This window comes from Polaromonas sp. P1_G2, assembly GCF_056405515.1.
In genome coordinates, this window is the sequence record NZ_JBFUBY010000227.1 from 1 (window position 1) to 11,561 (window position 11,561).

The window sequence follows — 11,561 nt, forward strand, 5'->3', positions numbered from 1 at the left end:
GGGCGTGAACTACAACACCTATGCGCTGGGCCGCGAAGGCTACTTCAGCATGAACCTGGTCACGGCGCTGAACGACCTGCCCAAGGACAAGCCCGCCGCGGCGGAGTTGCTGGCGGCGCTGCAATATGACGAGGGCAAGCGCTACGCCGACTTCAACTCCAAGACCGACAAGGTCGCCGAGTACGGCCTGGCCGCGCTGGTACTGGGCGTGGCCGCAAAAAAGCTGGGCTTTTTCGMGGTGGCGGCGCTGTTTTTCGCCAAGTTCGCGAAGGTGATCTTCCTGGCCGTGGCCGGGTTCGGCACGGTGTTCCTGAAGTATTTCAAGCGCAAGCCGGCTGCTGAGCCCGTGCCGGTGTCCATGCCCAGCCGGGCCGAACAAGACACCGTGCCCGCCGCGCKGGGCGGCGGGGCGCCGCCCGCGCCACCCAAAGCCTGATAGCGGCAGCCCGGCATGACCAAGCTCCTGCTGCTGCTTTTTACCGGCGCCAAGTTCGGCAAGCTGTTGCTGACGGGCGGCAGCATGCTGGTCTCGGTCTTCGCCTACGCATGGCTGTTCGGCTGGCGCTATGCGGTGGGCTTTGTGCTGCTGCTGTTCGTGCATGAGATGGGCCACTACATCGCCGCCCGCCAGCGCGGCCTGAATGTGGGTGCGCCCACCTTCATCCCTTTTGTGGGCGCCTGGGTGGAGCTCAAGGACATGCCGCATGACGCGGAAACCGAGGCCTACGTCGGCCTGGGTGGCCCGCTGCTGGGCACCGTGGGAGCGCTGGCGTGCTACTTCCTCGCGCGCGACCAGGACAGCAATCTGCTGCTGGCGATCGCTTATTCCGGTTTCTTCCTGAACCTCTTCAACCTGATTCCACTGTCGCCGTTTGACGGCGGGCGCATTACCGCGGTGCTGTCGCCGCGTATCTGGTTCCTGGGGGTGCCGGTGCTGGTGGCGCTGTTCTTCTGGCGGCCCAGTCCCATGCTGATCCTGATGGCGCTGCTGGCCTCGCCGCAACTGCTCAAGGCGATACGCTACAAGTCGGACAGCGAGGAGGCCAAGACCTATTACGCGGTCAGCGCTGCCACGCGCTTTGAATACGGCTTTTATTACCTGGCGCTGGCCGTCTTCCTGGCCATGATGACGCACGACGTACATGAAATGCTGCGCGGCGTCGGCGGCATTCGCTAGGACCCGATGTGGTTCAGTCCGGCACGAATTTCGCGTTGAAGGTGGCCTCGTCCTCGGGCAATTCCAGCGTGACCAGCTGGCCCATGCGCATGTCGGCCAGCCGGCAGGCGCCGAACAGGCTGTACTTGCCCTTGAACCGATAGCTTTCCAGGTCGATGAGCATGAAAGAATGCGGCACAAATACCTGGTGCAGGAAAATCGTGCGGTGCCGGTTGCGCGGCGACGGAAAGAGCTTGTAGTGCTCGGTGGTGATGCTTTGGGCTGCTGCCATGATGTGGGTGGTGCGGGCTGTCCGGTGTAATGCGCTACCTTGGACTGTAAGCTCTGGAGCCCGCCACCGCGGTTTTTTTGCACCTTCCCTTTTCCCGTAGCCCACTTCCCTTTTGCATGGAACCCTATGACCGAGCGCTATCCCACCCCCGACAAGGAAGCCATTGCCCTGCTGGGGCCCTTCGAGCGGCTGGGCCTGGACCAGATCGAGGTGGTCTCCACGCCCGAGCGGGCAGCCCAGGCGCTCAAGGATCTCACGGGCGCCACCGTGCTGGGCTTTGATACCGAATCCAAACCCACCTTCGCCAAAAACGAAGCCTCCGAAGGCCCGCACATCGTGCAGCTCTCGGCCCTGGACAAGGCCTGGATCTTTCAGCTCGAAGACGCGGAATGCCGCCGCGCCGTCGGCCTGGTGCTCAGTTCACCCGCCGTCATCAAAGCCGGCTTCGGCCTGGGCGACGACCAGCGCCGCATCATCCGCAAGCTGGGCGTGGACCTGCAGGGCGTGCTGGACCTGAACGTGGTGTTCCGGGAGCGCGGCTACCGCAAGGACATGGGCGTGCGCGGCGCCGTGGCCGTGGTGTTCAACAAGCGCTTCCTCAAATCCAAAAAAGCGGCGACCTCCAACTGGGCCAATGAACGACTCACGGAAGCGCAAATCGTCTACGCGGCCAATGACGCCTACGGAGCGCTTCGGGTGTACAAGGCCCTCGGGCTACCGTAAAGCCATTCGCTCATCAGCTTCAAGCGTACCTTCTCTCGTTGAATGCTGATCACCCTTCTACCTGCGACGGGCTTGAACCTCTTCAGGCGTCACGAATTCAACCAGATGGCTGGTGAATTTGAAACGCACGTAGTTAATGACCTCGGCGATTTCTTCGTTGGGCAGCATGGTCCAGCTGGGCATGCCGCCGGTTTTTGAGCCATTCAGCATGATTCCGATGGCGCTGTCGTTTTTGGCGAGCGTGGAGGCATTGCCCAGGTCTGGAATGGGCCCGGCTCCACGGCCATTGGCCTGATGGCAGGCGGCGCAGTTGGCCTGGTAGGTGCGCTCACCCAGCCCCATTTTCTGGCTCGCATTCATCGCGTAATAGGGAACCGCTGGGGGTCGGGGAATGGCGGTTCTTGGCGGAGTCAGCTTGAAGCTGACAGTACCGGGATGCCCGGCGGGCAGCGGCGGCTCCGCGAATTTACCCCCTGCGGTGTTGGCCAGATAGGCTACCGCCCTGGCTAGCTCAAGCTCCTGAAAGTCGCCACCCGCCTGGGCACCCATGGCACCCTTGCCCTTGACAGTGGACTGAAGCATGGACGCCAAGCCCGAACGGATACGCGGCGCCCAGGCGGTGACGTCGCCCTGCCGCGGCGCGCCCGCGGCGCCGGTGGCATGGCAGGCCACGCACTGCGCGCGATAAACCTCTTCGCCGCTCGCGACACTGCGCGTGCGCATCTGGGCCGGAGCGTCAGGCGCAGCAATGGCAACACCTTTAACTGGCGGGTTAAGCCGGTCGGCCATCTCCAGCGCGCGTTTTGCCCCCGCAGGGCTGAACATGCCCTTGGTGACTTTGTCCCGAATGCTTTGGGCCAGAAGTCCCAACATGGTGTTCGTCAAGCCCTTGAGGCTTTCGACTAGCTTCTGGATTGCTTCCTGCTCCTCGCTTGAAGCAGCGGACGCGGATGCGGGTAAGAGTGTTTGGGCACTTTTTCGGGCACCGCGATCCACCACCAGCACGCTCCAATTGAGCGCGTCCAGATACTCTTCTTCATAGGCTCGAGGATTGGCGGCAAACGCTTTTTCGTAGCGCGCCAGCAGGGGCTGTATCAGTTTGGGGACTTCGGGCTCGGCGGCGTTTTTTGCCAGTCCATCGAAGTACTCGTCGACAATGCCTGATGCCCGGGCAGGATCCAGCAGTTTGCGCAAACTCGTGCCGTTCGCAGGATCCGAGTATTTGACGGGCGGCTCCGGCAGCAACACCTGCCGGCTTTCAAAAGCCAACAACTCGGATGAAAACGTACGCAGGTTTTCACCGGCCCATGCCAGGTTGTACAAACTCGCCCCCAGAACGCCGACAACCAGCAAGGTCAAACGCAACATCGTGGCCCCTCCTTCTTGTTTGGTATCCATTATCCAGGCACGCATCGCACCAACGCATAGCATGGCATACCGGGAGCACCGATTACATTATTCCCATCAAGGAAATTCTTATGAAAAACCCGTACCTGTTGTCTTTTCTGCTGCTGGCCGCCGCCCTGCTCTCCGGTTGCGCCGCCGAGCTGCTCAGCAATACCGAAAAACTGATCATCGTCAAAGGCCGCCCTTCGCAGCTCGCGGACGCCTCGGAGATCGCCGAAACCCAGTGCCAGAAGCGCGGCGGCCAGCATGCCCGGCTGATCACCAAGCCGGCCGAAGGCCAGTACGGCTTYGAGTGCGTGCGCTGAGCAGCCCTTCCCTCTGATCCGGCCTTGAGCCCCCAAGGCCCGAGGGCCGGCCGGTCAGGCGTCGCGCAAGACGGCCTCGGCCCAGTGCAGAAAGCCCTGCCCTGCCTCGGTGAAGTGCGCGTGCCCGCGCAAGAGTTCAAATCCTTCGCGCGCCTGGGCCCGCAACTCGTTCAGGCGGGCGGCGGCTTCGCACCGCTCCGCGGCATCAAGGCCGTTGGCCTCGAGGTAACGCACTAGCGCCATGACGCAGTGCAGGTGCACATACACTCCCTCGAAGATTCCGACCACCGGGCGCGGATCGGTGCGCCAGCCGACGCGAAAGCGCGCGCGGGTCTGCCCGGCTTGCAGCAGCGGAACGGCCTCCTCGACGTAGCGCAGCTTGATGTGGCTGTGCTCATGCACCAGGCTCTCGAGGGTGCGCAGGGTGCTGGACGGGTGGATCCATGCCGCGCCCTGCATGGATGAGATCGTGAATCCCTCCATCTGCCAGCCTGGCGGCGGCAGGCGCGGCACCACGACACGCATCATGCAGCGCCAGTCTTCGTACTCCTCAGGCCAGGCCGACAGCAGGGCTTGCGCCGCTTCAACGACGGGGCGATGGCGGCCCTGTGGGTAAGAACGCTCGCGCGCGTCGATTTCCTGCTCGCGCACGGCACTGCCGCGCTCGGGTGTGCGTGTCTCGTCGAGCGACACCCGCAGGCCCGGCAAGTCGTTGCGGACCACGATGTTGGATCGCGGCAGCACCGCCTCCGTCGGGACAAGGCATGAGCTCAGCGTCTGGACGCCCGAGCTCGGGCGGCTCAGTTGCACCCATGCCCCTTTGCGCCTGCATTGCCAGCCGCCGTCCGGGTAGCCGGCCGGCAGCTCGACGCTGCTGGCGCAATCCCAGGTTTCTATGCGGCCATCGCGCGCCATCAACAGCTCATGCACCAACAGCGCTTCGAGGTCGGCCGCAGCCTGTTCCCAACGTTCGCGGTGCGCGGCCAGCGCCGGTGAAGTCCGCACGATGTCGGCCAGGACCCGGAAGTCATCCAGGCGATCGAATGCCGAAGCGCCGACCAGTTCGGCCGTGATGACGGCGTCCGGCATCAGCGCGAGTTCGACGAAATCGGCGGACTGCAGCTCAGGCCTGGAGGCCTGCGGCGATACTTGCTGGGTCACTGTGGGCATGGGTATCTCGCTGTTGAAGTGAGGATTCGATGAGGCCGAGGGCGGTGTCAAAAAAATGCATCTGGTCCGCGCACAGCACGGATTCGCGCGACGAGATGCCGTCGCTGGCGTCGCTGCGGCCGGGCAGGAAACCACCACCGCAGACCCGGCGATGGCGGCAGCCTCCGCACTTCGCGGGAAGTTCGGCGCGCAGGTCGAGCAGCCGGGCGAACAGCGGGTCACCGGCCAGCACGGCAATGCCGTCCGTGTCAATATGAAAAGGCGTGCTGGCCGAGCCGTCGCCCGCCACGCGCAGATAGTCGGGGTATTCGTAGCTGCCGTCGGTGTTGACGACGAACATGTTGTAGCTATCGTTCACCAAGGCATCGATATGGCCCTGCCCTCCCAGCGCGACGTGCAGCAGATTGTTGAAGAGCCGTATGGTGAGGCCCGGATCATCCAGTGCCCACCAGGCGCGGAACAGATCCGCAAACCAGGCGCCGTAGCGTGGCTCGGCGGCATAAGCGCGCGAAGCGCCCAGCGGCCATGGAGGGTTCCGCCAATTGAATTCGATGGGCCACAACACATCGACTTTTGGAACCGGCAGGCTGCGCACCCAGGCGAGGAAGTCGGGCGGCGACAACGAAGGGTTGGCCACCGAAAGGAAACCACCTATCAAGGCGCCGTCACCGTCATCCAGCATGCGATTGACGTTGGCCATGACGCGCTCATAAGTGCCGCGGCCGCGCTTGTCAACGCGCGCGGCGTCGTTCACCTCGCGCGGGCCGTCGAGGCTGACGCCGAGCGACACCCGGTGCTCACGAAACAGCACGCGCGATTCCGGGTTGATCGGCTGCACCAGGTTGGTCTGCACAGCGATATCGAGATTCCACCCCTGGTCGCGGCGCCGGCCGACCTCTGAAAGCAGCGCGGCAAAGCTGGCATCTGGCCAGAGCATGGGCTCACCGCCGTGCAAGACGATAGAGAAGGGTTCGGGCTCGCCCGGTGGGTGGTAGTCGCAGATGCGGTCCAGCAGGCGCAAGGCGGTATGCAGCGGCATGCGGGCCGGCATGCGCTTGAAGGTCTGGTCCGCCTGATTGAACATATAGCAGTAGGTGCAATCGATGTCGCACACTGCGGTCAGCTTGACGATGGCCGAGCGAAACATGGTGAAAGTAAAGATGGAGCCGGGGCCGGGACGGGGCACGCGAGACGGACTCACGCACCCCGCGGCGGCTAGCCGGCAGTTACCACTTCAGGCCGAACACGATGCTGATCGCGGCGGGGTTGAACCCCGGGCGGCCAGCGAGCTGGGCAATGGCGGTTTCAAGAATGCGGCCTTCCACGACCTTCTGGTTGAGTGAGTGCACGTCCCCTTTGAAATTGGACGTCAGGTTACGCGGCAGGGCATGGGCTTCCGCGTTGTTCGAGGTGGTAGTCATAAGAATTTTCCTTATAGGTTGGTTAACAACTTCACACTTCAAGCGACGGCTCAGGTGCCGGCGAAACGGCCGGACGAAACAAGCTTTGCATCCAGACGAACGTTGATCACGCCTTGCCGTCCCGGCGGATGCTAGCCAGTCTTGGCGGCAAAGAACAGATCGAAAAGAGCGAGCTTCAGGAAATCCGACAAACATTTACCGCGCGCAGACAATTCGCGCGAACTTGCTTGATGAACTCGAATACCTTTCAACGTCTTCATAAGCGCTCAGCAAGCAGCGCGATGAGTCGCGGCAAGAGCAACGACACATAGACCGCGCAGGCCGCACCGAGCGAGATCAAAGTCTGGAGGGGAGAACGATGCAGAAAATCGCGACCGAGAAAAATATCGCGGGCGTCAGCCGCCGCGTCCGATGGGCCTGGTGCCATCCAGCACGCCGTCCAGAGAGGAAGCGGCATGAATGAACGCCTCACGGTTCGCCTGCACAAAATCCTGAGGGCACCCTGGGCGATTCCACCGGTTGACTACTACCGCGTGATCGGAACGGTCCACCGCGGAATGGAGTTCGGCTTTTTGGCCATCACGCGCGACGGCTGTTATCTGCAGGTCAAYGGTTCCGTGGTCCAGCGCTTGAACCATGCCGACGTGGACGCCGCCATCGGCAGCGCCGAGCACTTGTCTGCGGCCAGGCCCACGCAAGCCCCGACACCGGCACCGATGCATTCCGCCGGGCCGGTAACGGTCATACGCAAAAAAAGGCGCACGCCCGCTGAAGCGGGCGTTGCGCCTTGACGGCCGTCAGAAAATGCTAGAAATCTCCCGATGCTCCATGCGCCAGGCTTTCGAATTTGGTGATGCGGTTGATGAAGGCCAGTTTCACCGTGCCCGTGGGGCCGTTACGCTGCTTGCTGATGATGACCTCGGCGACGCCGGGCTCCTTGCAAGCCTCTTTGGTGTAGTACTCGTCGCGGTAGATGAACATGATGATGTCGGCGTCCTGCTCGATGGCGCCGGATTCGCGCAGGTCGCTCATCATGGGGCGCTTGTCGGTGCGCGACTCGACGCCGCGGCTGAGCTGCGACAGGGCAATCACCGGGCACTGCAATTCCTTGGCCAGCATCTTCAGGCCGCGCGAGATTTCACCAACGGCGGTGGCGCGGTTCTCGTCGGCCATGCCGCCGGACACGCTCATGAGCTGCAAATAGTCGACCACGATAAGGCCGAGCTTGCCGCACTGCCGAGCCAGGCGCCGGGCATTGGCGCGTAGCTCGCTCACGGTGAGGCCTGGCGTTTCATCAATGTGCAGCGAAACGGTGCGCAGCTTTTCAATCGCTTCTGTCAGGCGCGGCCACTCTTCGTCGGTCAGGCCGCCGGTGCGCAAATGGGTTTGGTCGATGCGGCCGATAGAGCCGACGATACGCACGGCGAGCTGGGAGGCGCCCATTTCCATGGAAAACACCGCTACCGGCAGGCCTTCGTTGAGCGCAACATGCTCGGCGATGTTGATGGCCAGCGCGGTCTTGCCCATGGACGGGCGCGCCGCCAGGATCACCAGGTCGCCGGCCTGGAAGCCRGAGGTCATCTGGTCGAGGTCCCTGAAACCCGTGGGTACGCCGGTGACGTCCTGCGGGTTTTCGGCCATCTCGGTCACGCGGTCCAGCAGGCTCACGACCAGCGTGTCCATGCTCTGGAAACCTTCCTTCATGCGTGAACCCTGCTCGCCGATCTTGAAGATCTTCTGCTCGGCTTCGTCGAGGATGGTGGCGACGTCCTTGCCCTGCGGGTTGAAGGCGTTGGTGGCGATTTCGTCGGATGCCGAGACCAGCTTGCGCAGGATGGAGCGCTCGCGCACGATTTCCGCATAACGGCGGATGTTGCTGGCGCTCGGTACGTACTGCGCAAGTGAATTCAAATAGCTCAGGCCCCCTACCTCATCGGCCTTGCCCTGGTTCTGCAGGTATTCGTAGACGGTGATGATGTCGGCCGGCTTGGTGGCGTTGATCAGCGCGCCTATGGCGCCATAAATCAGCTTGTGTTCGGAACGGTAGAAGTCCTCGTCAACCAACAGGTCGCCCACCCGGTCCCAGGCGCCGTTGTCGAGCAGCAAGCCCCCCAGGACACTGGATTCGCCCTCGATGGAATGCGGCGGGATGCGCAGCTGGGCGATCTGGCGGTCGGGGCTGTAGCCGGGATCGTCATAGGTGGAAAGTACGGCGGACATGGGTTTCCTTGGGAGAGGGTGAATGGTACGCCGGGAGCGCAAAACACCGCGGGATAAGGCTGTGGATAACCAGGGGAAATCGGGTGGAAATACGGCGGGAAGATGTGCACAGCCGGCGCCGGCGGCCGGCCATGAAAAAAGCCGCTCGGCGAGCGGCTTTTTGAGTGAGGGAGAAAACGCTTAAGCGGTTTCGCCGTACACGGTGACGGTGATGTCCACAGCCACGTCGGTGTGCAGCGCCACGGTCACAGCGTGATCGCCAACGATCTTCAGCGGGCCGTTAGGCATGCGGATCTGCGACTTCAGGACAGGGAAGCCCTGCTTGGTCAGCTCAGCCGAGATGTCGTGGTTGGTGACGGAACCGAACAGGCGGCCGTCAACACCGGCTTTTTGCGTGAGCTTGACGGTGGTGCCGCCCAGCTTTTCGCCCTGGGCTTGCATCTCGGCCAGCTTGGCGGCCGCAGCCTTTTCGAGTTCGACGCGCTTGGCTTCGAATTCGGCCTTGTTGGCTTCGGTGGCGCGGCGTGCGCGGCCCGAAGGGATCAGGAAGTTGCGTGCATAGCCGTCTTTGACCTTGACGATTTCGCCGAGGTTGCCGAGGTTCACGACTTTGTCGAGCAGAATGATTTGCATGGTCGCGCTCCTTACAGGCTACGGTGCTGGTCGCTGTAAGGCAGCATCGCGAGGAAGCGAGCGCGCTTGACGGCGGTGTTGATCTGGCGCTGGAAAATCGCGCGCGTGCCGGTCAGGCGGGCGGGGATGATTTTTCCGTTTTCGGCGACGAAATCGCGCAAGGTGTCGATGTCCTTGTAATCGATTTCTTCAACGCCGGCAGCGGTGAAGCGGCARAAGCGCTTGCGCTTGAACAGCAGGGATTGGGTATTGCGCTTGGGGCGCTTGTCTTTGTTGAAACGTTTTGGTCCGGCCATGATGGACTCCTTAAATGGGGTTCGGTACTTGCTCTACCTTGTGCAGAGCTTGAATGTGGAAAACAACGCCTTTGCTGGTGCGCGCATTGATGAGGAAACCGGTGAACCTGAAGGGCTGGCCTAGCGGAGATTTGGCTGATTGCTCAGCCAGCGTTCCGAAGGCAACCGCCCTGACCGTCAACGTGACCTGCCTGGTGACTCCGGCTTCGACGACTTCGGACTCGTGTTCGAGAACGAAGTTGGCGGCGGGAATTCCAGCGGGCGTGTAGCGAAGAGGACTTGCCTCGGCGATACATGCGGTCAGTTCAACGTGGTTCACTGCGGGCTTTTGCTCAATGGCAGCTGCGCGGCAGCGAGGCGTTCAACAGCATGGTGGCAATTAAGCCGCATACTCCTGCTGTTGGGCTTTACGGGCTTCTTCCCTCTCGACATTGCGCATCATGAGGGATGGGCCGGTTTCGGCCTTTTTCTTGACCACGGTCAGGTGGCGCAACACGGCATCGTTGAACTTGAACGCGTGTTCAATTTCTTCCATCACAGCCTGGCTGGCTTCGATGTTGATGCAGAGGTAGTGGGCTTTGGCCAGTTTCTGGATCAGGTACACCAGCTGGCGGCGGCCCCAATCTTCAACACGGTGCACTTTTCCACCGCCGGCGGTGATCATGCCCTTGTAACGTTCCAGCATGGCTGGGACTTGCTCGCTTTGATCCGGGTGGATCAGCAAGACGATCTCATAGTGACGCATAAACTCTCCTTGTGGTTGATTGAAGCTGCCCCAGCGTCGTTAAGGGTGCAGCAAGGCGAAGCCCAAGAGTATAGCATGCCCCCACGCTCCCCCACTTCGTGTGGGTCGCTGCCCCCCGAGGGGGCCGCCCGCCTGYGGYCYGGCAAAGCCAGTCCCGCGGCTCATGCTGACAAAGACGGGGAGGAGCCGGACTCTTCCCACTTGAGGGGGGAAAGGCCCTGAAAAGCGCCGAAAAGGATGGCTGGCCTGCTTTTTCCGGGGTTTCAGAGCCTCTTTAGGTCCGGGTAGCGGATGTATTCGACCAATTCCTGGATTTTCTGGCTGGGGGGCCGGGTGATCAGGCTGACCAGCACGATCACCGCAAAACCCACCGGGACGCCGAAAAGCCCGGCTGAAATCGGGTCTATGCCCCACCACAGCTGCACCGGCGAGGTGATGCCGAAGGTGGCGCGTAGCCAGGGCTGGTTGGTGAACATGTAATAGGAGGTCACGCCCAGGCCGGAAACCATGCCCAGCACCGCCCCTATGCCGTTGGCGCGCTTCCAGAAGATTCCCAGGCTGAGCGCCGGGAAGAAGGAGGCGGCGGCGAAGGAAAACGCCGCCGACACCAGGAACAGGATGTCCGCCGGCTTTTGCGCCGCCACATAGGCCGCCAGCAGGGCCACGATGAGCAGCAGTATCTTGGACACCGTGACCCGGCTCACGGTGGAGGCGTTGGGATCGATCATCTTGTAATAGAGGTCGTGGCCCAGCGCGTTGGCAATCGTCAATAGCAGGCCATCGGCGGTCGACAGCGCGGCCGCCAACCCGCCGGCCGCCACCAGGCCCGAAATCACATAGGGAAGCCCCGCCAGTTCGGGCGTGAGCAGCACGATGATGTCGCCGCCTATGGTCATTTCATTGAGCTGCAGGATGTTGTCGCGGTTGATATCGGCCACCGACAGCAGGCCCGGGTCGATCCGGCTCCAGGCATTGACCCAGGACGGAAGCTGGTCAAAGCGCGTGCCGACCAGCACCGTGAAGATTTCATACTTCACCAGCACAGCCAGCGCCGGCGCCGTGAAATACAGCAAAAAGATGAAAAACMGCGACCAGGTGACCGACTGCCGCGCCTCGCGCACGCTGGGCACCGTGTAATAACGCATCAGGATGTGCGGCAAGGCGGCCGTGCCCACCATGAGGCAGAACACCAG

17 protein-coding genes are annotated in these 11,561 nt (G+C 62.4%); 5 read left to right on the forward strand and 12 right to left on the reverse strand.

Annotation, left to right across the window (positions count from 1 at the left end):
- Together AC1D0P_RS19365 and AC1D0P_RS19370 are read left to right on the forward strand one after the other, a co-directional pair.
- Positions 1 to 436: DUF2167 domain-containing protein (locus tag AC1D0P_RS19365; RefSeq protein ID WP_477678246.1), on the forward strand; the 436-nt coding region annotated here is incomplete at its 5' end.
- A 15-nt stretch (positions 437 to 451) separates the two neighbouring features.
- Complete coding sequence (locus tag AC1D0P_RS19370; RefSeq protein WP_477678247.1) at positions 452 to 1,177, forward strand: site-2 protease family protein; 726 nt, start codon at positions 452 to 454, stop codon at positions 1,175 to 1,177.
- Between the two features lie 13 nt (positions 1,178 to 1,190).
- On the opposite strand, the gene AC1D0P_RS19375 is transcribed toward AC1D0P_RS19370, so the two are convergent.
- On the reverse strand, positions 1,191 to 1,448 hold the full coding sequence (locus AC1D0P_RS19375) for a hypothetical protein (protein ID WP_477654060.1): 258 nt from the start codon (positions 1,446 to 1,448) through the stop codon (positions 1,191 to 1,193).
- A gap of 126 nt (positions 1,449 to 1,574) precedes the next feature.
- Here AC1D0P_RS19375 and AC1D0P_RS19380 point away from each other — a divergent pair, with 126 nt between their 5' ends.
- Positions 1,575 to 2,171 (forward strand): 3'-5' exonuclease, encoded by a 597-nt coding sequence (locus tag AC1D0P_RS19380; RefSeq protein WP_477678248.1) that lies wholly within the window; start codon positions 1,575 to 1,577, stop codon positions 2,169 to 2,171.
- 57 nt (positions 2,172 to 2,228) lie between these two features.
- Here AC1D0P_RS19380 and AC1D0P_RS19385 read toward each other — a convergent pair whose 3' ends face one another.
- On the reverse strand, positions 2,229 to 3,539 hold the full coding sequence (locus tag AC1D0P_RS19385; RefSeq protein ID WP_477678249.1) for a c-type cytochrome: 1,311 nt from the start codon (positions 3,537 to 3,539) through the stop codon (positions 2,229 to 2,231).
- 110 nt (positions 3,540 to 3,649) lie between these two features.
- Between AC1D0P_RS19385 and AC1D0P_RS19390 the strand changes: the two genes are divergently transcribed.
- A complete protein-coding gene (locus tag AC1D0P_RS19390) occupies positions 3,650 to 3,883 on the forward strand; it encodes a hypothetical protein (protein WP_477678250.1) in 234 nt (77 codons plus the stop codon).
- A gap of 54 nt (positions 3,884 to 3,937) precedes the next feature.
- Here the strand turns inward: AC1D0P_RS19390 and AC1D0P_RS19395 are convergent, their stop codons facing one another.
- From AC1D0P_RS19395 to AC1D0P_RS19410, 4 genes are all read right to left on the reverse strand, one after another.
- On the reverse strand, positions 3,938 to 5,053 hold the full coding sequence (locus AC1D0P_RS19395) for an aKG-HExxH-type peptide beta-hydroxylase (protein ID WP_477678251.1): 1,116 nt from the start codon (positions 5,051 to 5,053) through the stop codon (positions 3,938 to 3,940).
- Positions 5,007 to 6,200, reverse strand: coding sequence for a radical SAM protein (locus AC1D0P_RS19400; protein WP_477678252.1), 1,194 nt, complete (start codon positions 6,198 to 6,200; stop codon positions 5,007 to 5,009). Before AC1D0P_RS19400 ends, AC1D0P_RS19395 begins: the two co-directional genes overlap by 47 nt.
- A 79-nt stretch (positions 6,201 to 6,279) precedes the next feature.
- On the reverse strand, positions 6,280 to 6,474 hold the full coding sequence (locus AC1D0P_RS19405) for a hypothetical protein (protein ID WP_477678253.1): 195 nt from the start codon (positions 6,472 to 6,474) through the stop codon (positions 6,280 to 6,282).
- A 256-nt stretch (positions 6,475 to 6,730) separates the two neighbouring features.
- The gene (locus AC1D0P_RS19410; protein ID WP_477678254.1) at positions 6,731 to 6,931 is read right to left on the reverse strand and encodes a hypothetical protein; all 201 of its coding nucleotides are present in this window, start codon (positions 6,929 to 6,931) and stop codon (positions 6,731 to 6,733) included.
- On the opposite strand from AC1D0P_RS19410, the gene AC1D0P_RS19415 reads away from it, so the two are divergent.
- Positions 6,930 to 7,265, forward strand: coding sequence for a hypothetical protein (locus tag AC1D0P_RS19415; protein WP_477678255.1), 336 nt, complete (start codon positions 6,930 to 6,932; stop codon positions 7,263 to 7,265). The two genes, AC1D0P_RS19410 and AC1D0P_RS19415, sit on opposite strands and share 2 nt — an antisense overlap.
- A gap of 16 nt (positions 7,266 to 7,281) precedes the next feature.
- Here the strand turns inward: AC1D0P_RS19415 and dnaB are convergent, their stop codons facing one another.
- The 6 genes from dnaB to AC1D0P_RS19445 form a co-directional block, all read right to left on the reverse strand.
- A complete protein-coding gene (dnaB, locus tag AC1D0P_RS19420; protein ID WP_477654068.1) occupies positions 7,282 to 8,694 on the reverse strand; it encodes a replicative DNA helicase in 1,413 nt (470 codons plus the stop codon).
- Between the two features lie 180 nt (positions 8,695 to 8,874).
- Entirely contained in the window at positions 8,875 to 9,327 is a 453-nt protein-coding gene (rplI, locus tag AC1D0P_RS19425) for a 50S ribosomal protein L9 (RefSeq protein WP_477654069.1), read from the reverse strand.
- Between the two features lie 11 nt (positions 9,328 to 9,338).
- Positions 9,339 to 9,623: a 30S ribosomal protein S18 gene (gene rpsR / locus AC1D0P_RS19430; protein ID WP_011483947.1), complete on the reverse strand. Its 285-nt coding sequence runs from the start codon at positions 9,621 to 9,623 to the stop codon at positions 9,339 to 9,341.
- Positions 9,624 to 9,633: 10 nt separating this feature from the next.
- Positions 9,634 to 9,942 carry a primosomal replication protein N gene (priB, locus tag AC1D0P_RS19435; RefSeq protein WP_477678256.1) on the reverse strand — a complete coding sequence of 103 codons (309 nt, stop codon included), beginning with the start codon at positions 9,940 to 9,942 and terminating at the stop codon, positions 9,634 to 9,636.
- A gap of 60 nt (positions 9,943 to 10,002) precedes the next feature.
- Positions 10,003 to 10,368 carry a 30S ribosomal protein S6 gene (rpsF, locus tag AC1D0P_RS19440; protein ID WP_007871089.1) on the reverse strand — a complete coding sequence of 122 codons (366 nt, stop codon included), beginning with the start codon at positions 10,366 to 10,368 and terminating at the stop codon, positions 10,003 to 10,005.
- A gap of 263 nt (positions 10,369 to 10,631) precedes the next feature.
- On the reverse strand, positions 10,632 to 11,561 hold a 930-nt coding region (locus AC1D0P_RS19445; RefSeq protein ID WP_477678257.1), incomplete at its 5' end, for a VC_2705 family sodium/solute symporter.

Excerpts from the sequence above, each read along its gene's own strand:
- AC1D0P_RS19370 (WP_477678247.1), top strand. The coding sequence starts at position 452 with ATGACCAAGCTCCTGCTGCTGCTTTTTACCGGCGCCAAGTTCGGCAAG.
- AC1D0P_RS19375 (WP_477654060.1), bottom strand. The coding sequence starts at position 1,448 with ATGGCAGCAGCCCAAAGCATCACCACCGAGCACTACAAGCTCTTTCCG.
- AC1D0P_RS19380 (WP_477678248.1), top strand. The coding sequence starts at position 1,575 with ATGACCGAGCGCTATCCCACCCCCGACAAGGAAGCCATTGCCCTGCTG.
- AC1D0P_RS19385 (WP_477678249.1), bottom strand. The coding sequence starts at position 3,539 with ATGTTGCGTTTGACCTTGCTGGTTGTCGGCGTTCTGGGGGCGAGTTTG.
- AC1D0P_RS19395 (WP_477678251.1), bottom strand. The coding sequence starts at position 5,053 with ATGCCCACAGTGACCCAGCAAGTATCGCCGCAGGCCTCCAGGCCTGAG.
- AC1D0P_RS19400 (WP_477678252.1), bottom strand. The coding sequence starts at position 6,200 with ATGTTTCGCTCGGCCATCGTCAAGCTGACCGCAGTGTGCGACATCGAT.
- AC1D0P_RS19405 (WP_477678253.1), bottom strand. The coding sequence starts at position 6,474 with ATGACTACCACCTCGAACAACGCGGAAGCCCATGCCCTGCCGCGTAAC.
- AC1D0P_RS19410 (WP_477678254.1), bottom strand. The coding sequence starts at position 6,931 with ATGCCGCTTCCTCTCTGGACGGCGTGCTGGATGGCACCAGGCCCATCG.
- rplI (WP_477654069.1), bottom strand. The coding sequence starts at position 9,327 with ATGCAAATCATTCTGCTCGACAAAGTCGTGAACCTCGGCAACCTCGGC.
- rpsF (WP_007871089.1), bottom strand. The coding sequence starts at position 10,368 with ATGCGTCACTATGAGATCGTCTTGCTGATCCACCCGGATCAAAGCGAG.